The organism is Arthrobacter sp. UYNi723, assembly GCF_054057635.1.
Genome location: NZ_JBSRZM010000007.1, coordinates 112,653 through 130,747 on the forward strand (window position 1 = coordinate 112,653; position 18,095 = coordinate 130,747).

At 66.3% G+C, this 18,095-nt stretch carries 16 protein-coding genes; 8 read left to right on the forward strand and 8 right to left on the reverse strand.

Translation table 11 applies throughout. The annotated features are described in order from the left end of the window. Positions 1-21: 21 nt before the first annotated feature. Together ACVWY0_RS07800 and ACVWY0_RS07805 are read right to left on the reverse strand one after the other, a co-directional pair. Complete coding sequence (locus ACVWY0_RS07800) at positions 22-771, reverse strand: LamB/YcsF family protein (RefSeq protein ID WP_485836178.1); 750 nt, start codon at positions 769-771, stop codon at positions 22-24. Continuing rightward, a complete protein-coding gene (locus ACVWY0_RS07805; RefSeq protein ID WP_485836222.1) occupies positions 761-1,564 on the reverse strand; it encodes a hypothetical protein in 804 nt (267 codons plus the stop codon). The genes ACVWY0_RS07800 and ACVWY0_RS07805 overlap by 11 nt, the downstream gene beginning before the upstream one ends. Before the next feature lie 152 nt (positions 1,565-1,716). Here ACVWY0_RS07805 and ACVWY0_RS07810 point away from each other — a divergent pair, with 152 nt between their 5' ends. Then, entirely contained in the window at positions 1,717-3,075 is a 1,359-nt protein-coding gene (locus ACVWY0_RS07810; RefSeq protein ID WP_485836179.1) for an MFS transporter, read from the forward strand. 75 nt (positions 3,076-3,150) lie between these two features. On the opposite strand, the gene ACVWY0_RS07815 is transcribed toward ACVWY0_RS07810, so the two are convergent. From ACVWY0_RS07815 to ACVWY0_RS07825, 3 genes are all read right to left on the reverse strand, one after another. Then, entirely contained in the window at positions 3,151-5,484 is a 2,334-nt protein-coding gene (locus ACVWY0_RS07815) for a glycoside hydrolase family 65 protein (RefSeq protein ID WP_485836180.1), read from the reverse strand. 81 nt (positions 5,485-5,565) lie between these two features. Further along, on the reverse strand, positions 5,566-6,369 hold the full coding sequence (locus tag ACVWY0_RS07820; protein ID WP_485836181.1) for an HAD family hydrolase: 804 nt from the start codon (positions 6,367-6,369) through the stop codon (positions 5,566-5,568). A gap of 522 nt (positions 6,370-6,891) precedes the next feature. Then, entirely contained in the window at positions 6,892-7,509 is a 618-nt protein-coding gene (locus tag ACVWY0_RS07825) for an alpha/beta hydrolase (RefSeq protein ID WP_485836182.1), read from the reverse strand. Positions 7,510-7,670: 161 nt separating this feature from the next. Between ACVWY0_RS07825 and ACVWY0_RS07830 the strand changes: the two genes are divergently transcribed. The 5 genes from ACVWY0_RS07830 (at position 7,671) to ACVWY0_RS07850 (ending at position 12,342) form a co-directional block, all read left to right on the forward strand. Further along, positions 7,671-7,928, forward strand: coding sequence for a DUF6458 family protein (locus ACVWY0_RS07830; protein ID WP_056348963.1), 258 nt, complete (start codon positions 7,671-7,673; stop codon positions 7,926-7,928). Between the two features lie 214 nt (positions 7,929-8,142). Then, positions 8,143-8,946, forward strand: coding sequence for a DeoR/GlpR family DNA-binding transcription regulator (locus tag ACVWY0_RS07835; RefSeq protein WP_485836183.1), 804 nt, complete (start codon positions 8,143-8,145; stop codon positions 8,944-8,946). Next, entirely contained in the window at positions 8,943-9,968 is a 1,026-nt protein-coding gene (locus tag ACVWY0_RS07840; RefSeq protein WP_485836184.1) for a 1-phosphofructokinase family hexose kinase, read from the forward strand. Before ACVWY0_RS07835 ends, ACVWY0_RS07840 begins: the two co-directional genes overlap by 4 nt. A 2-nt stretch (positions 9,969-9,970) precedes the next feature. Then, a complete protein-coding gene (locus ACVWY0_RS07845) occupies positions 9,971-11,998 on the forward strand; it encodes a PTS fructose transporter subunit IIABC (RefSeq protein ID WP_485836185.1) in 2,028 nt (675 codons plus the stop codon). Positions 11,999-12,063: 65 nt separating this feature from the next. Beyond that, positions 12,064-12,342: an HPr family phosphocarrier protein gene (locus ACVWY0_RS07850; protein WP_485836186.1), complete on the forward strand. Its 279-nt coding sequence runs from the start codon at positions 12,064-12,066 to the stop codon at positions 12,340-12,342. Between the two features lie 154 nt (positions 12,343-12,496). Here ACVWY0_RS07850 and ACVWY0_RS07855 read toward each other — a convergent pair whose 3' ends face one another. Together ACVWY0_RS07855 and ACVWY0_RS07860 are read right to left on the reverse strand one after the other, a co-directional pair. Further along, positions 12,497-12,928 (reverse strand): SRPBCC domain-containing protein, encoded by a 432-nt coding sequence (locus ACVWY0_RS07855; protein ID WP_485836187.1) that lies wholly within the window; start codon positions 12,926-12,928, stop codon positions 12,497-12,499. Beyond that, entirely contained in the window at positions 12,928-13,773 is an 846-nt protein-coding gene (locus ACVWY0_RS07860; RefSeq protein ID WP_485836188.1) for a class I SAM-dependent methyltransferase, read from the reverse strand. The genes ACVWY0_RS07855 and ACVWY0_RS07860 overlap by 1 nt, the downstream gene beginning before the upstream one ends. 261 nt (positions 13,774-14,034) lie before the next feature. Here ACVWY0_RS07860 and ACVWY0_RS07865 point away from each other — a divergent pair, with 261 nt between their 5' ends. Beyond that, positions 14,035-14,301 carry a DUF7218 family protein gene (locus ACVWY0_RS07865; protein ID WP_056348983.1) on the forward strand — a complete coding sequence of 89 codons (267 nt, stop codon included), beginning with the start codon at positions 14,035-14,037 and terminating at the stop codon, positions 14,299-14,301. Between the two features lie 72 nt (positions 14,302-14,373). On the opposite strand, the gene ku is transcribed toward ACVWY0_RS07865, so the two are convergent. After that, a complete protein-coding gene (gene ku, locus ACVWY0_RS07870; protein WP_485836189.1) occupies positions 14,374-15,393 on the reverse strand; it encodes a non-homologous end joining protein Ku in 1,020 nt (339 codons plus the stop codon). A 40-nt stretch (positions 15,394-15,433) separates the two neighbouring features. Here ku and ACVWY0_RS07875 point away from each other — a divergent pair, with 40 nt between their 5' ends. Then, positions 15,434-17,995, forward strand: coding sequence for an ATP-dependent DNA ligase (locus tag ACVWY0_RS07875; protein ID WP_485836190.1), 2,562 nt, complete (start codon positions 15,434-15,436; stop codon positions 17,993-17,995). Positions 17,996-18,095 lie beyond the last annotated feature (100 nt).

The window sequence follows — 18,095 nt, forward strand, 5'->3', positions numbered from 1 at the left end:
CGCGCCGTTAGGTGCTGGCTGCTACGCGAAGGACTCCAGCTGAACGCCGGCCGCATCGAGCCCGGCGCGAACACCGGCGGCCATCTCCACGGCCCCGGGGGTGTCGCCGTGGATGCACAGGGAGTCGGGCCTGACCTGAACCACCGTGCCGTCGACGGCGACAACTTCGCCCTTCGTCGCGAGCCGCACTGCGCGCTCAACGATCGAGTCGACGTCGTGCAGGACAGCACCCGGCTGGGAGCGCGGCACCAAGGTCCCGTCGGCCTGGTAGGCGCGGTCCACAAAGGCCTCCACAAAGACGGGGTGGCCGGCTTCCTTGGCCTGGAGCAGCAGCTGTGAGCCCGGCAGTCCCAGGATCGGCAGGCCGGGGTCGTAGGCTTGGATGGCGGCAACCAGGGCGGACGCCTGCTCGGCGTCGTGGACGAGGCGGTTGTAAAGGGCGCCGTGGGGTTTGACGTAGTCAACGGAGGCACCGACAGCGTGCGCCACGCCGTCGAGCGCGCCCAGCTGGTAAAGGACGTCACCGAACAGCTCATCGAAGGACATGTCCAGGGACCGGCGGCCGAAGCCGGCCAGGTCCCGGTACCCCACGTGCGCACCAACCGTCACATCAAGTTCGAAGGCGGCGCGGCAGCTGTCCAGCATGGTGACGGGATCCCCAGCGTGGAAGCCGCAGGCCACGTTCGCGCTGGTCACCAGCCGGAACATGGCGGCGTCGTCCCCCATGTTCCACGAGCCGAACGATTCGCCGAGGTCAGCGTTAAGATCCAAGGTTGTTGCCTTCCAGAGTAAGTTTTTCCGGTTCCGCCGCCACGGCCCTGAGCTCCCCCGGGATGGTGTCCGGCATGGGGCCAAAGGCTTCCTTGGCGTTAGCCACCACGGCGCGGCCCATTATGAGGTTACCGGCACCGCCCACCACCGCGCCGATGCCGAACGGAAGCGCCCGGCCAAGCAGCGCCGTGCCCTGGCGTTTGAGCAGGTTCTTGAGGAAGGCCTTCTGGATCTTGTTCCGAATGGCACCGAAGCCCGACGGCATGGACTTGGTCAGCACGTTGCCCCATGCCTGGGTGGCGCTGGCTCCCTTGCCCATGGCCTGGCCGCTCAGCGTTCCCAGCAGGGCAGTGCCTTCTTCGCCCAGCATGATGGCCATGACCATGGTGCTGGCCTTTTCCGGGTTGGTCAGCCGGATGCCATGAAGTTCCGCCAGCGAAGTGGCATAGAGCGCCGTGGCCTCGAGGAAGCCAACTGTAGCCACGGCGGAGAGGCCCAGGGAGGCCACAGTTCCGACGCCGGGCACAACGGCAGTTGCCCCGACGATCGCACCGCCGCCGGTCACCGCCCGCAGGTAGTCGCGTTCCAGGATCTCCGCGAGCCTGGCGGCGCTGGCGCGCGGGTGTTTGCGTTGCAGCCGCCGGACGTAGGCGAGCACCAGCGGCCGCTGGATTTCGACTGCCCGGAGGAGCATGTTGTGGACTCCGGGTTTCGGCTTGCCGTCGGCGTCGAATACCGCGTTGTGGGCGGTCTCCTGTGCGATACGTACTGCGGGATTGCTGCGCTTGGCCATGGTCACCTCTGCTTCTGTACTGCATGTGTCCGCCGGCAGTGTTGGCTGCGGCTCTGCCTTAACACTAAGGGTGCTTAAGACTAAGCGGTCCCGGCCCCAACCGACCCGCGCCGTTGAGTTCCGCCAAAACCGGCCGAGCCTAGACTTGCCCTATGCCCACACTCCAAGCCCTGCGGCCCTTTGCGCACCGCGAGTACCGGGTCCTCATAGCGGCGCTGGCCATCTCCATTTTCGGATCGGGAATGTGGGCTGTCGCCATGGTCTACCAGGTGATCCACCTCGGCGGCGGCCCGCTGGAACTGTCCCTGGTGGCCACTGCCGGCAGCATCGGCCTGGTGGCGTTTGTCCTCGCGGGCGGTATCGCCGCTGACCGCGTGCCGCAGCGGCTCCTCATCATTGCCGTCGAAGGCGTCAACCTCGCCGTTATCGCGGCGATCAGCGGGCTGGCCGTGGCAGGGTGGCTGCAGCTGTGGCACCTCGCCGTGGGCAGCTTTGTCCTGGGCGTGGGCGCCGCGTTCTTCTTCCCCGCCTACTCAGCGATCCTGCCGCGGATTCTTCCGCCCGAAGACCTGCTGGCCGCGAATGGCATGGAGGGGACCATGCGGCCCATCCTCCAGCAGGCGGCCGGACCCGCCGTCGCGGGCGTGGTGGTGGCGGCGCTCTCGCCGTCGCACGCCGTGACCGGAGTGGCCACCTGCCACCTGCTGGCGTTCATCGTCCTGAATTTCCTGGGGCGCCATGCCCTGGAGGCGCCAGCGAACGGTGCTCACGGCCGGGCTGACCGCGGAGGCGCCGAGACAACGGGCGCCGGGGCAGACGCAGACGCCGGGGCAACGGGCGCCGCGAAAACGTCCTTCTTCCATGACCTCCGCGAGGGCATCAGCTACACCATCCGCACGCCGTGGCTGCTGTGGACCTTGCTTTGTGCCTACGTATCGGTGCTGTTCCTGATTGGCCCCATCGAAGTGCTGATGCCGTTTGTGGTCCGCGACCAGCTGGGCGGCGACTCGAGCATGTTCGGCTTCCTGCTCGCCGTGATGGGCGTGGGCGGGGCCGTCGGCTCGCTGGTGACCGCGTCCCTGAAACTGCCGCGCCGCTACCTCACGGTCATGATGGTGTCCTGGGGTGCGGGCAGCCTGCCACTGGCCGCCGTCGGCATCCTGGACAGCTTCTGGACCTTGGCCGCCGCGATGTTTGTGTTCGGGGCAACCGGCAGCGTGGGCATGGTCATCTGGGGCACGCTGCTGCAACGACGGGTGCCCAGCCACCTGCTGGGACGGGTCTCCAGCCTGGACTTCTTTGTGTCCCTCGCGCTGATGCCCATCTCCATGGCACTGGCCGGACCGGCAGCCGAGGTCTTCCCCATTTGGGCAATTTTCCTTGCCGCCGGCGTCGTCTGCCCGGTCCTGGCGGTGATCGCCATGATCGCCGCCCGGATGCCCGCCGACGAACTGGATCACCCGCTGGACAGGCCAGTTTTGGTGGAACGCACGACGGCGGCAGGAGACTGACGCACCCCGTCACCAGAGACGGCGCAGTCACGTCAGGCGCGTCACCCCAGGCGGGAGCCTCACCTCACAGGTGCCTCACCTCACAATGGGGAGGCTCGCCGTCGGGGGCCCGCTGGGGAAGACAGTACGTTCCGGAACTTCAAAGGGGTCCAGGGCAACCCGGAGCGCTTCTTCGCCGATGCTGTGCACCTGGCCGCGGACATCCACGTCCAGCGGTCCGCCGCTGCGGACGCTGAGCGTGAGTGCGCCGGCGTCGAGCTCCACCAGCAGCAGCCGGCCCTGGATCTTCAGGTGGAAGGACAGCGCCTCCCACTCGGCCGGAAGCCGCGGATCGAAGAACGGCACGTGGCCCTGGTCCCGGAGCCCCGCAAAGCCGGAGACCAGCGAGCTCCAGACTCCCCCGGCGGAGGCGATGTGCACGCCGTCGATGGTGTTGCCGTGGGTGTCGTCCAGGTCGATGAAAACGGCGTTGGTGAAGTGCTTAAGGGCAGCTTCGGGGTGCCCCACCTCGGCGGCCATGATCCCCTGCACGCAGGCGGACAGGGTGGAATCGCCGGTGGTGATGGGGTCGTAGAAATCGAACGCGCGGCGCTTCTCCTCGGCGGAGAAATCCTGCCACTGCAGGAACATGGCCAGCACCGTGTCTGCCTGCTTCAGCACCTGGTGCCGGTAGATCACCAGCGGGTGGAAGTTCAGCAGCAGCGGGTACTTGGACCGGGGGGTGGTCCAGTCCCACGGCTCCAGGGTCATGAAGTCGTTGTCCTGCGAGTAGACCTGCAGGTCTTCGTCGAAGGGCAAGTGGATGCGGTTGGCGGCCTGCTCCCACAGCTCGCGTTCGGCGTCGTCGATCTCCGGGTGGTCCAGCGCCGCGGCCGCACGCAGGTTAAAGCGGGCCATCACGTTGGTGTAGAGGTTGTCGTTGACAACCGCTGTGTATTCGTCAGGACCGGTAACGCCGTGGATGTGGAAGGCCCCGTCCTTGCCGAAGAAGCCCAAGGCGGCCCACATGCGGGCGGTTTCGATCAGGAGTTCGGCGCCCATACCCTCGCGGAAGGTTTCGTCGCCGCTGGCCCACAGGTAGCGGTTGGTGGCGAAGGCGATGGCGGCTGCAATGTGGAACTGCGCGGTGCCGGCGGCGTAATAGGCGCTGGCTTCAAGGCCGTTGATGGTGCGCCACGGGAACAGTGCGCCGTCCACGCTGAGTTCCTTGGCCCGGATCTTGGCGGCCGGAAGCATGTCGTGCCGGAACTCCAGGACCTGGCGGGCGCCGTCGGGGTTCGTGTAGGTGAGGTAGGGCAGGAGGTAGACCTCCTGGTCCCAGAAGTAGTGCCCCTCATAACCCGAGCCCGTGACGCCCTTGGCGGGGATGCCGGCGATGTCGGCCCGTGCGGTGGCCTGGGCCAGCTGGAACAGGTTCCAACGGATGGCCTGCTGGAGCTCGGGCTGGCCGCCCACCACGATGTCCGAGGTGTCCCAGTACGCGCGGTAATGCTCGCGGCTCTCGGTGAAGATGTCCTCCACAGACCGGAGCCCGGCTTCGGCGGCCTCCGCCGCGTCCCGTTCCGAGTCCTGGACGCCGCGGCCGGCGGCATAGCTGACGCTCTTTTCGAGCCGGAACGGCTCGTCGGCGCGGACAGCAAGGACGTACCGGACGCTGCTGTCGTCTTCGCCTGCCACGGTCTCAAAGGGCTGGTGGCCGGCGGAAGTCCAGTGGTCCACGGCGATTCCCACGCGCTGCCCGGATTCAGCCGCTTCCCAGGAGAGACGGAGCGAGCCGTCGCCGCCGTCGGTCCTTACCGGCAGCAGGACCCGGCCTGCGTGCCGGCCTGCCCGGCGCGGGTCATGCGCCGAGTGGTCCTCCACAGGCTGGTCCTGGCGGTTGATGACGGAGGACGTCACATCGGCGGAAACCTCGCGGTCCGAAGCTACTTCGAGCGAGATGCCCAGGCTGCCGCGTGAGGCGAAGCCCACGGCGCGGCGTTCGGTGGTGGTCACCGTGGCACCGGACCGGCACAGCCAGGTGACCCGGCATTCGTAGATGCCGGTGGCGAAGTCGACGGAGCGGCGGTAGTCCAGCACGGCTGATTCGGCGAGGGTGAGGCTCTCGCCGTCGATGATCACCGTGAAGTTGTTCGCATCCGGGATGTAGATGATCCGCTGTCCGGTCCGGGCGAAGCCGAACGCGTTCTCCGCATGCTTGATGTCCCAGATCTCATGGAGGCCGTTGATGAAGCTGCCCGGAAGGTCTGCGTCCGGGGCCGCCCAGTGGGCGCCGCGGATGCCCAGATGGCCGTTGCCCAGGGCAAAGAGCGTCTCAAGGGTGCCCGCGCTGCCCGGCTGGTGGCGTGTTTCCACAAGCTGCCAGGGGGTGTTGGGGAACCGTTCACGGTCCGCGGTGATAAGAGCCATGGTGTTGGGGTCCTTTGGCGTTGTGCGTTGCGGGGAAGTGCTTCGTGTCTGAGGCCGGGGAGCGTCAGGCGGCGATGGCTGTTAGAGCAGTTCGTCGAGGTCGTTGACCACGCTCGTGGCTCCGGCGTCGAGCAGGGTCTGCCGGCCGGCGCCGCGGTCCACGCCGATCACCGAGTGGAACTGTCCCGCGTGTCCGGCCTGGACGCCCGAGACGGCGTCCTCAACCACCACGCAATCTTCGCTGGGCAGGCCCAGCAGTTCCGCGGCGTACTGGTAGGTGGCAGGACTCGGTTTGCCGGGCAGGCCCTCGTCCGCAGCCACCACACCGTCAACCACTATTTCGAAGTGCGTGTTCAGGCCGGCGGCCTTCAAGACAGCCGGGGCGTTCCGGGATGAGGAGACGACGGCGACCTTGAGTCCGCGGTCCACGGCGGCTTCCAGGAAGCGCACCGAGCCTTCAAACGGCACGACGCCGGCGCTGACGATGTCGTTGAAAACCTTGTTCTTCCGGTTGCCCAGTCCCTGGACGGTGGCGTTGGCGGCGTCCTGCTGGGTAAGGTCCTGCTGAGTGGCGTCCTGCCCGGCGTCCTCGGTGGAATCTTGACCGGCAGTGCCGTCACTTGGCGCGCCTTCTGGCAGCACGATGCCGCGGGACGCCAGGAAGTCCCGGACGCCGTCGAACCTGGGCTTGCCGTCGATGTGATCGAAGTAGTCGTCCTCGCGGTAGCCGGGCACATCCGGACGGGACGCCAGGAAGCCCTCAAAGAGTTCCTTCCACGCCTGTTCGTGCACAGTGGCCGTGGGGGTCAGCACGCCGTCGAGGTCGAACAGGATGGCGGAGGCAGTGGTCCAGCTAGTGCTTTGGGTTTTCAGAACGTCAGTCATGCGCGGTGTCCTTTCAGACGGCGGGCAACAGGCAGGATGTCACGGGCGGGTTGTCACAGGGAGGTAAGCAAGGGGCTATGTAAGTGAGGCTGTGCAAGCAGGCGGAACGTGGAAGAGCTGGCAGAAAAGCGGCGGGCAGCAAGGAGGGGTCCAAACACGGAGAGGGCGGCCACGATGCCGCGGGTCAGCAGGAGCGGCTAGGGCCACGGTAAAACCACGGCGGGCCGATGGGCTGCTGTTAACGTCTTCTTCCATCATGAGCGCCTCGGCACGGCATGACAACTTGGCGGAGCAGGCACCGCGGCGCAGGGCGGGCAGGAGGCCTGGATGGAGGCCTGGCACATGGCATCTGTCCGGCTGCCCTTTCCGACGGTTTCAACGGCCCGCAAAGAGTGGGCCACCGACGAGTGTAAGCGCTTACAAATTTCGCGCGCAACTGTTTTTTCTCATATTGCGATACGGGGCGCACACCCGGCCGGGCACAGGGTTCAACCGATCACGCGCTTGAACCGATTACGCAGTTCAGCCGAGCACGTAGTGGCGTAGGAAGGCGCTGACGTCCACCATCTCCGTCTTGCTCATGGCGTGGCCCATGCCCGGATACGTCCTGGCGGTCAGCCGGGTGTTTTCGTTCAGCCATTGTCCGGTGTATGCCGTGGCGTCCTCATTGATCACCAGGTCCGCCTTGTCCCGCCCCCAGAAGAAGGGCGGCGGGGCTGTGAAGGATTCGGTCAGGGACAGCAGCTCGTTCTCCAGCACAAAACCGGAAAGCCCAACCGTGGCCTTGTAATCCGCGGGATGGAGCCGGAGCAGCGTGCTGGCCATGGCCATTCCCTGCGAGTAACCCAACAGACTCACGCTGACGTGCTGGCCCCTGACAGAGTTAATCCACGCCTGGACGGTATTGGTGGCAGCGATGACATCCGCGAAATCGTTGGCCAGGAAGTAGTCCAGCAGGAACCAGCCGTAGTGGTCGCCGATCACCACGGGGGCCCGCAGCGCGACACAAGTGAACTCGGCCGGCAGATATTCGAACAGCCGCACCATCCGCGACTCATCGGTGCCATAGCCATGCATCAGGACAAGCAGCGGCGTGCCGTCCCGTTCAGCCTCCGGCTTGGACCAAACTACTGTCTCCATCGGATCAGCCTAACGAGCGGCAGACCCCTGAACAGCCAAGACGTTGGCGCGTCCCGGTGGCCTCAACATTGAATCGCGCCCCGACGGGCTGTAGCGTGAGCGTACGACAGCATGCTTATCAAGTTCGGCACCACATGTACTCGAACAACAAGGAGCAAGTCATGAGAATCGGTTCCTCCATCTTCCTTATTGCACTCGGCGCCATCCTGGCCTGGGCCGTCGCCCCGGGACTGATCCCCTTCATAGACCAGGTCATGGTGGGCTACATCCTGATGGCCGTTGGTGTGATCGGGCTGATCGCCTCCCTCATCCTGGCCTCACCGGGCCGCAGCCGCCGGGTCAGCGAAACCCGTTCGGTGGTTGATCCCAACACCGGCGAGCGCATCACCCGCAACGAAAGCCGCGACGGCGGTATCTAGGCTCCAAAACCACCCGGACGCCGGGCCGGACCACAAAGGTCCGGCCCGGCTTTTCCATTTCCGCGCGGAGACCCGGCCCGGCTTCTGTGTTTTTGTGGCTTTCATTGACAAACCAACATAGACGCAGATAAAGTCAAGTAATTCAACATCATGTGATGCCAGTCACTGGACTTCACAGCCGCTGGGATTCAGCACTTTACGCAATGGAGGGTACGTGTTCGCCGAGGAGCGCCAGCAGAAGATTGCCGAGCTAGTCGCCGGCACCGGCCGGGTCAGCGTGACCATGCTGGCGGAGCGCTTCCGCATCACCACCGAAACCGTCCGCCGCGACCTCGCCACCCTCGAAACCACCGGCACCGTGCGGCGGGTCCACGGCGGAGCAGTTGCGGCCGACCGCTTCAGCACCACCGAGGAAAGCATCATCGAACGGACCATCCAGCGCCCGGACCAGAAGATGCGCATCGCGCAGGCGGCCCTGGCCCTGATCCCCCAGGCCACGTCCGGCAGCATCCTGCTCGACGCCGGTTCCACCACCGAAGCGTTGGCCGACCTCCTCTCCCGCCGCGCCGCCGTCGAACCTTCCGCCGGCGGAACTGGAGCCGAACTGGTGGTCATCACCCACGCCGTTCCCATTGCAGCCAAACTGTCCAGCGCTCCCGGAATCGCCCTCCAGATCCTGGGCGGCCGGGTGCGCGGCCTCACCCAGGCCGCCGTGGGGCAGTCAACAGTGGAGGCCGCGCAGCGGATGCGCCCGGACATCGCCTTCATCGGCACCAACGGCATCCACCCCACCTTTGGCCTCAGCACGCCCGATCCTGAAGAAGCCGCCGTCAAGGCAGCCTTCGTCCATTCGGCACACCGCATCGTGGTGCTGGCCGATTCCTCCAAGCTGGACGCAGAAACCCTGGTCCAGTTCGCCTCTCTGAAAGATCTGGACACCTTGATTACAGACAGCGAGCCCAGCCCCGAACTGGCGGCAGCCCTGAGCGAGGCCGGCGTTGACGTGGTGATCGCGTGATCGTCACCCTCACGGCCAACCCCAGCCTTGACCGCACGGTGGCCCTGCCCGGCCCCCTGGAACGCGGCGAGGTCCAGCGCGCCGTCTCGGTCAGCCAGGAGTCCGGCGGCAAGGGCGTCAACGTCTCGCGCGCCCTGGTTGCCTCCGGCCTGGAGACGATCGCAGTGCTCCCGGGCGCCGACAATGATCCCGTCCTCGCCGGGCTGCTCCACGATGGCGTGCCGTTCGCGGCCCTTCCCATCGACGAGCCGCTGCGTACCAACGTGGCACTCACGGAACCGGGCGGCGTGACCACCAAGATCAACGAGCCCGGACCCGTACTGAGCGAGGACCAGCAGGAAGCCCTGATCGGCCTGCTGCTGGAACGCGCCCGCGGCGCCAGCTGGGTGGTCCTGGCCGGTTCCCTGCCTCCCGGATTCCCGGCCGACTTCTACGCCACCGTCACGCGGCGGTTGCGGGCGGCAGCCGACGGCGGCGCCCCGCTGATCGCCGTCGACTCCTCCGGCGGCCCGCTCGTCGCCGCCGTCTCCGGCCCCTCGCCGGACGGCACGGCACAGCATGGCACTTCACAGGACGGTGTGTCCGGGAAACCGGACCTCCTCAAACCCAACGCCGAGGAACTGGCGGAACTGGCTGCTGCAGCCGGCTTCGCCACGGCGTCCACCGCCGACGAACTTGAAGCGGATCCGGAGGCCGCCGCAGCGGCCGCCGCCGCCGTCGTACGTTCCGGTGTGGGTGCTGTGCTGGCAACTCTCGGATCCAAGGGAGCTGTCCTGGTAACGGCCGACGGCGCGTGGCTGGCCACGCATCCGCCGGTCGCCGCGGTCAGTACTGTCGGCGCGGGCGATTCATCGCTGGCTGGCTATCTGCTCGCCCACGGCCAGGGCGCCGCCCCGGCCGATTGCCTCCGTCAGGCGGTGGCACACGGTGCCGCCGCCGCTTCCCTGCCGGGTTCCACCGTCCCGGCAGTCCACCAAACCACCCCGGATGCCGTAACCATCACGGCCCTTCGAAAGGATTGACAGTGACTCAGCTCATCACCACCGAACTGGTCGAGCTCGACCAGAACCTTGGCACCTCGCCCGAGGACGTGATCCGGCACCTGGCCAGCAAAGTAGCTGCCACCGGCCGCGCGTCAGAAGTTGAAGGTCTCTTCGCCGACGCCTTCGCCCGCGAACAGAAAACTGCCACCGGCATCCCCGGCGGCATTGCCATCCCGCACTGCCGCTCTGCTGCGGTCAGCGAACCCACGCTGGCCATGGCCCGGCTCAACCCCAAGGTGGACTTCGGCGCCAAGGACGGCCCGGCGGACCTGGTCTTCTTCATCGCAGCCCCCGAGGGCGCGGACCAGGAGCACCTGAAGCTGCTGTCCAAGCTGGCCCGGTCCCTGATCAAAAAGGACTTCACGGCCGCCCTACGTGCCGCGTCTTCACGCGAGGAGATTGTGGAACTGGTGGACGGCGCTCTGGCGGACAAGCCGGCATCCCACGCGGCTGCTGAGGCGGCGGCTGCTGCCGTTTCGACAGGCTCGGTTTCGACAGGCTCAACCACCGCGGGCCCCAGGCGCCTGGTGGCCGTGACCGCCTGCCCCACCGGCATCGCCCACACGTACATGGCCGCCGACTCACTGGTAGCCGCAGCCCAGGAAATGGGCGTGGACCTGCAGGTGGAGACCCAGGGTTCCTCCGGCGCGAAGCCGCTTGACCCTGCCGTCATTGCCGCCGCCGAAGCCGTGATCTTCGCGGTGGACGTGGACGTCCGCGGCAAGGAGCGCTTCGCCGGCAAGCCCGTCATCAACGCCCCCGTCAAGCGCGGCATCGACGAGCCCGCCAAGATGGTCAAGGAAGCACTCACGGCAGCCACGGATCCGCATGCACGCCGCGTGCCGCACTTCGGTGCCGAGGAGCAGGCTGAAAACGCGGCCATGGAAAAGGGCGAGCACATCGGCCAGAAGCTGAAGAAGGCCCTCCTCACAGGCGTCAGCTACATGATCCCGTTCGTCGCCGGTGGCGGTCTGCTGATCGCACTGGGCTTCCTGCTGGGCGGCTACGACATCACCGCAGTCGCTGACAAGGTGGTGGTGGAGAACAACTTCGGCAACCTGCCCGAAGGCGGCCTGGCCATCTACCTCGGCGCGGTCATGTTCAAGATCGGCGCCCTGTCCATGGGCTTCCTGGTTCCCGCACTGGCCGGTTACATCGCCTACGCGATCGCCGACCGTCCCGGCATCGCACCCGGCTTTGTTGCCGGCGCGGTCGCAGGCTTTATGGGTGCGGGCTTCCTCGGCGGTATCGTCGGCGGTCTGCTGGCGGGCTACATGGCGCACCTGATCGGGACCTGGCAGGTACCGCGCTGGCTCCGCGGCCTGATGCCCGTGGTGATCATCCCGCTGCTGGCTTCCATCTTTGCCTCCGGACTGATGTTCCTGGTCCTCGGCGGTCCCATCGCCGGCCTCACCACCGCGCTGAACTCCTGGCTGTCGGGCATGACCGGTGCGTCCGCCGTCGTCCTCGGAATCATCCTCGGCCTCATGATGTGCTTCGACCTCGGGGGCCCGGTCAACAAGGTTGCGTACGCGTTTGCTGTTGCCGGCCTGAGCGCCGGCAGCGCCACCAACCAGGCACCGTGGCAAATCATGGCGACCGTTATGGCTGCCGGCATGGTTCCGCCGCTCGCCATGGCTCTGGCCACCACGCTGGACAAGAAGCTCTTCAGCCTGGCTGAGCGCGAAAACGGCAAGGCAGCCTGGCTGCTGGGTGCATCCTTCATCTCCGAAGGCGCCATCCCGTTCGCCGCGGCCGATCCGCTGCGCGTCATCCCCGCCAGCATGGTGGGCGGCGCCCTCACCGGCGCTCTCTGCATGGCCACCGGCGTCACCTCGCAGGCACCCCACGGCGGTATCTTCGTGTTCTTCGCCATCGGCAACCTGGTGATGTTCGTCGTCGCCATCCTGGCCGGAACCGTGGTCAGCGCGCTGGCTGTCATTGCCCTCAAGCGCTGGGCAGCCGCCAAGCCCGCTGCTACCGTGGAGTCCATTCCCGTAACGGTCTGACCCCGCCTTACCAACAACGATTCACGGCGCTGAAGCAACCGGCGCCGAAAGACAAAGGAGCAAAAATGACAGAACGCACCGCAACCGTCGCCAGCCGAGTGGGCCTGCACGCCCGCCCCGCCGCCATCTTTGCGGAGGCCGCCGGCGAGTTCGACCTGGACATCACCATCGTCCGCCAGGGCGAGCCGGTCGATGAGGCAATGGACGCCGCGAGCATCCTGTCCCTCATGAGCCTGGGTGCCGCCCACGGCGACGTTGTGGTGCTCCGCGCCGAAGGTACCGGCGCGGATGACGCCCTGGAGCGCCTGGTCCAGATCCTGGAAACGGATCACGACGCCGAGTAAACACCTTGACGCCAGCGGCCGCCGTCGCGCCTGTCCCCTCTCTTGGGGAAGGTACGACGGCGGCCGCTGGTTCTTAAGGCCCGGCCCAACTAGGTCGCGGTAAGTGTCGTTATGGACGCTTATAACGACACTTACTGCTACTCACTTGGGCTGCTTAGGGGCGTTCCGCGATCTTCTTGACGTCCGCCACGAGCATGTCCCACATGCCCTTGGAGTGCTCCGCCGCGTCTTCGTTGGCGTTGTTGTCCTGTGAGAGCGTGAGCGTTGTTGCACCGTCCTGGTCCTCGAGGGTCCAGGTGAGCGTGTGGTAGTTTCCCGGCTTGTCCTCTTCGCCGCCCAGCGGACTGAAGTGCGTGTGGACCAGCTTGCGGCCGGGATCTACCTCGAGGATCTTGCCCTTATCTTCGTAGGGTTTGCCTTCCCACTCGCCACGCCACGCGATGGGGCTACCCTCCGTCCAGTCCGTTTCCAGGTCCGCGCCGAACATAAATTCCTTCACGGCGGCCGGATCGGTGATGACCTTCCAGACACGGTCCGCCGGAGCACCAATAGTGATGGTGGATGTGGCCACAAGGTTCCCGGGCACTACCGGGCCTCCTTGGCGGTCAACAGCAGATATTCCCACTCCATTTGCCATACGGCATCACCGTGGGCCTCGCCAAACGAATCGGCCAGTTCGGTGAGGGCTTTGTCCAGGGCCTGTGCCTTGTCCTGGTCGTCGCCGATGAACTTGTAGACCGAAATGGTGGGACCGTAGTGGGACTTGAAGTACCTTAGGAAGTCCTCCGGCTGGTGGAAACTGCGGATGGCCAACGTGCGCTTTTTCGCCTGGATATCGGTGATCCTGTCGCCGAAGAGTTCCCGCACGTGGTCTTCGCTGCCCCACAGCGGGGGCGGCTGGGCTCCGGGCGGAGGCGGCGGCGCGAACGGCTTCATGGTGGCAAACATCCTTCCAATGAAGCCTTCGGGCGTCCAGCTGAGCAGGCCGATGGTGCCGCCGGGCTTGCACACCCGGACGATTTCGTCCGCACCGGCTTGGTGGTGCGGCGCAAACATCACACCCAGGCAGGACGTCACCACGTCGAATGCGTCGTCCTCGAATGGCAGCGCCTCGGCGTCGGCTTCCACCCATTCAAGCCCAACGCCGCGATCGGCAGCTTGCCGGCGCCCGGCGTCGAACAACTCCGGGGTGAGGTCGCTGGCCACCACATGGGCACCCATCATGGCCGCAGGGATGGCCGCGTTGCCGGCGCCGGCAGCCACGTCCAAAACGTGCTGTTTCGGCTTGATTCCGCAGGCATCAACCAGAATGGCCCCGAGATCCTGCACCAGCTCACTAGCCAGTGCCGGGTAGTCCCCCGAGGCCCACATGGCCCGGTGCTTTTGCTTCAATGCCCGGTCTGCCTCGTCTACGTCCGCTTTGTCATTCATGGTGGCGCCCCTCTCCTTTGACAGGCTTTTTCCTTGACAGGCTTCGAGTGACAGCACGCTGTTGCACAGGGCTGCAATGCGACCCATTGTTGCCGCAGCGGGGCGGGCTGTAAAGCGTCTGGGGCTAGGGGCTCGGCACAGAAGCAAGCAAACTTAGGGTTTCCTTGTGTTTCCCCGACCCCGGAATTAGCGTGGAAGCTTGACCAGCCATTACGGCGCTACGGCGTCCAGGATTTCCCGGTCCCGGTGAAGGAGGACGACATGCCCGGCAAAAAGAACCCGAGCCTGAAAGATCCTGAACTCTACGAGGAACTGCGCGAGGACGGCGCGTCCAAGCAGAAAGCCGCCCGTATCTCGAACGCGGCCGCCAAGAAAGGCCGCTCCGCGGTGGGCCGCAAGGGCGGGAAATCCGGCGACTACGACGACTGGACCGTCCCGCAACTCAAGGCCAAAGCCAAGGAAATAGGCCTCACCGGCTACTCAGCCAAAAAGAAGAGCGAGCTTATCTCCGCCCTGCGGAACTCCTAGGCGGCTGCCATCCCCACCAACGCAGCGTGTACGCGGCCTACGCATTCCCGGTCCGCTTTTTCGCGGACCGCCTCAAGCACCCTTTCGCGCCCGCGTGGTGGTGGCCTTCGCCGCAGGCTTCGCGGCGGCGGTTTTGGTTTCGGAGGACTTCGCCGCAGCCGTCTTGGCACTCGTCGTCCTTGTCCCCGCAGACTTGGCACCGGCTTTGGCGGGAGCCTTCCCGCCGGAAGTGTCGGCACTCTCTCCTGTGCCGGCGTCGTCCGCGTCCTCGTCGTCCGCATCCTCAGAGGCGGCAGGCTTCCCGCCGCCGCGCTTCCGCTCCAGGCTGCGCTTCAGCGCCTCCATCAGGTCGATGACTTCGCCGTTGCCGCCCTCACCCGCTTCCGCGCCGAACGTTTCGTCGGTATCGAGCGAATCGCCCTTCTCCAGCTTGGCCTCGATGAGCTTCCGGAGCTGCACCTGGTAGTCATCGGTGAAGTGCTCGGGTTCGAAATCGGCTGCCATGGACTCCACGAGTGCCGCGGACATTTCGCGTTCCTGGGCGGAAATCCGGATGGACGTGTCCAGCGCAGGGAAGCTGGCCTCCCGGACCTCGTCGGGCCACAGCAGGGACTGCAGCACCAGCACCTCGTCCTTGATGCGCAGCGCCCCCAGCCGTGTCTTCTCGCGCAGGGCGAACTGGACGATGGCCACACGGTCCGTATCCTCGAGCGCCCGGCGCAGCAGGACATAGGCCTTGGGCGACTTGGAATCCGGCTCCAGGTAATAGCTCTTCTCGAACATCATCGGTTCCAGCTGCTCCGACGGAACAAACTGGACCACCTCGATCTCGTGGCTGTTCTCGGCCGGGATGGATTTGAGCTCGTCCTTGGACAGGACCACCGTCCGGCCCTCGTCCTCAAACGCCTTGTCGATGTCCGAATAGTCGATGATCTTGCTGCACACCTCGCAGCGGCGCTGGTACCGGATCCGGCCGCCGTCGGCATTGTGGACCTGGTGGAGGCTGATGTCGTGGTCCTCGGTGGCGCTGTAGACCTTCACGGGCACGTTGACCAGCCCGAACGCGATGGCACCTTTCCAGATGGCTCTCATCCCTCAAGTGAACATCACGCGGGGCCGGAGGTGAAGACCCATGGCCGGCCCTAAAGAGCGCGTCAGGGTCGCGGGGCGGGAACTGACCCTCACCAACCTGGACAAAATCATCTACCCGGAGACCGGCACCACCAAGGCCGATGTCCTGGCCTATTACGCCGCCGTGGCCCATGTCCTGATTCCCGCCGCGGCCAACCGGCCCGCCACCCGCAAGCGGTGGGTCAACGGGGTGGGCACCGCCGGGCAGCCCGGCGAGGTGTTTTTCCAGAAGAACCTGGAGGATTCAGCGCCCGGCTGGCTCCCCCGCGCCGCCATCACGCACAAGGACCGGACCATCTACTACCCGATGGTGAACGATCCCGCCACGCTCACCTGGTTCGGCCAGATCAATTCGCTGGAAATCCATGTCCCCCAGTGGCAGGTGGACTCCCACGGCAAGCAGCTGAACCCGGACCGCCTGGTGCTGGACCTCGATCCCGGCGCCGGTGCCGGACTGGAGGAATGCGCCGAGGTTGCCAGGCTGGCACGCGCCATCCTGCAGGACGTGGGCCTGGAACCTGTGCCGGTGACCAGCGGCAGCAAGGGCATCCACCTCTACGCGGGCCTTGACGGAACGCAGACCTCCGACCAGATCTCGGACTTTGCGCACGAACTGGCCCGCGCGCTGGAAGCGGACCACCCGGATCTCGCCGTGAGCGACATGAAAAAGACGCTGCGCACAGGCAAGGTGCTGGTGGACTGGAGCCAGAACAGCGCCGCAAAGACCACGATCGTGCCGTACTCCCTGCGCGGCCGCCTCACGCCCACGGTGGCCGCCCCGCGGACCTGGCAGGAGATCGGGTCTCCCAAGCTCGAGCACCTCGACTACAAAGCCGTGCTGCGCCGGGTCAAGGCGGGCAAGGACCCGTTCGCCGCCGTCGGCAGCGGTGCCGGGCACGCTGGGGACGCCGGGAACCCCAGTGCGAAGACGGACGACGGCGGCGCGCACGCCCGACTGGAGCGGTACCGGTCGATGCGGGACCCTGACGCGACGCCTGAGCCGTTCTCCGGCGCCTCCGGAAATGGGGATACTTTCGTGATCCAGGAGCACCACGCGAGCAGGCTCCACTTCGACTTCCGGCTGGAGCACGAGGGTGTGCTGGTGTCGTGGGCCCTGCCGAAGGGCGTCCCGGAATCCGGCGGGAAGAACCACCTGGCGGTCCAGACCGAGGACCACCCTTTGGACTACGCCACGTTTGAAGGCACCATTCCCAGAGGCCAGTACGGCGCCGGCGAAGTCACTATCTGGGACCACGGCACGTATGAACTGGAGAAATGGATCAACGGCCGGGAGGTCATCGCCACGCTGACCGGCACCGAGGGCGGCGGCCTGGGCGGCACCAAGAAGTTCGCCCTCATCCACACCGGTAGGGGGCAGGGCAGGGACGCCGAAGGGCAATGGCTCATCCACCTGATGGACAAGGACCACCACACTTTCCATCCGCGGCGGGCTCCGGCGGAGGATGAACCGGCGGAGGACGCGGCGGATGATGAGCCGGCGGCGGATTCCGCGGCGGACGCGCCGGAGAATTCGGCGGCGGACGCTTCCGGGGCTGAGCCTGCCGCGGACGTTTCCCCGGCCGCGGCCGCGCCTTCCCCACTGCGTGCCGAGGATTTCGGTCCCATGATGGCAACGTCCGGGACCGCCGCCGACCTTCACGGCAGCGACTGGCAGTTCGAGCTGAAGTGGGACGGCGTGCGTGCCCTGTTGGTCGCGGACGAAGAGAGGGTCCGTGTCTTCAGCCGCAACGGAATTGACGTCAGCGCAACCTACCCCGAGCTGACGGACCGGACCTGCTGGCCGGCGGGCCCGTTCGTCGCCGACGGTGAGATTATCGCCGTCGGGCCTTCCGGCAGACCCGATTTCGGGCTGCTCCAGGGACGCATGAAACTGACCCGGCCGGCCGACGTCGCCAAGGCCCGCGCAGCAATCCCTGTCCGGCTGATGCTTTTTGACCTGCTGTCCGACGGCGGCGGGGACCTTCGCCGGCTGCCTTTCGCGAAGCGGCGGCTGCGGCTGGAGGAGTTCCATCACCCGTCGGAGTGTCCCGTGGAGCTGTCCACGGTCCTGTACGAGAGGATCGAACACATCCTGGAGAGCGCGCAGGAGCTCGGCCTTGAGGGCGTGATGGCCAAGCGGACCGACAGCCGCTACGTCAGCGGGCAGCGGACCCGGACGTGGATCAAGATCAAGCTGGAGCAGACCCAGGAAGTGGTGGTGGGCGGCTGGCGGCCGGGCAAGGGCGGGCGGCAGAGTTCGGTGGGTTCGCTGCTGGTGGGCATCCCTGACGGCAACAAGCTGCGGTATGTGGGCCGGGTGGGCAGCGGGTTCAGCATGCGCGAACTGCACGAACTCCGCCAGATAGTGGACGATCTGGCGCGCAAGACGTCACCGTTCGACGACGTTCCCCGCGAGGATGCCTCGGACGCCCACTGGGTGACGCCAAGGCTGGTCGGTGAGGTGACCTTCGGGGCATGGACCGGCAGCGGCAAGCTCAGGCATCCAGTGTGGCGGGGCTGGCGGCTGGACAAAAACGCCGACGAAGTGGTGCCGGAGGGCTAATGACGCTGCGTTGGCGACGCGCAAATTTTCCTGGGACACGCAAAAGGCCTGGCGACACCCGAATTCAGGTGTCGCCAGGCCTTTTGTGTGTCGTCAGGTC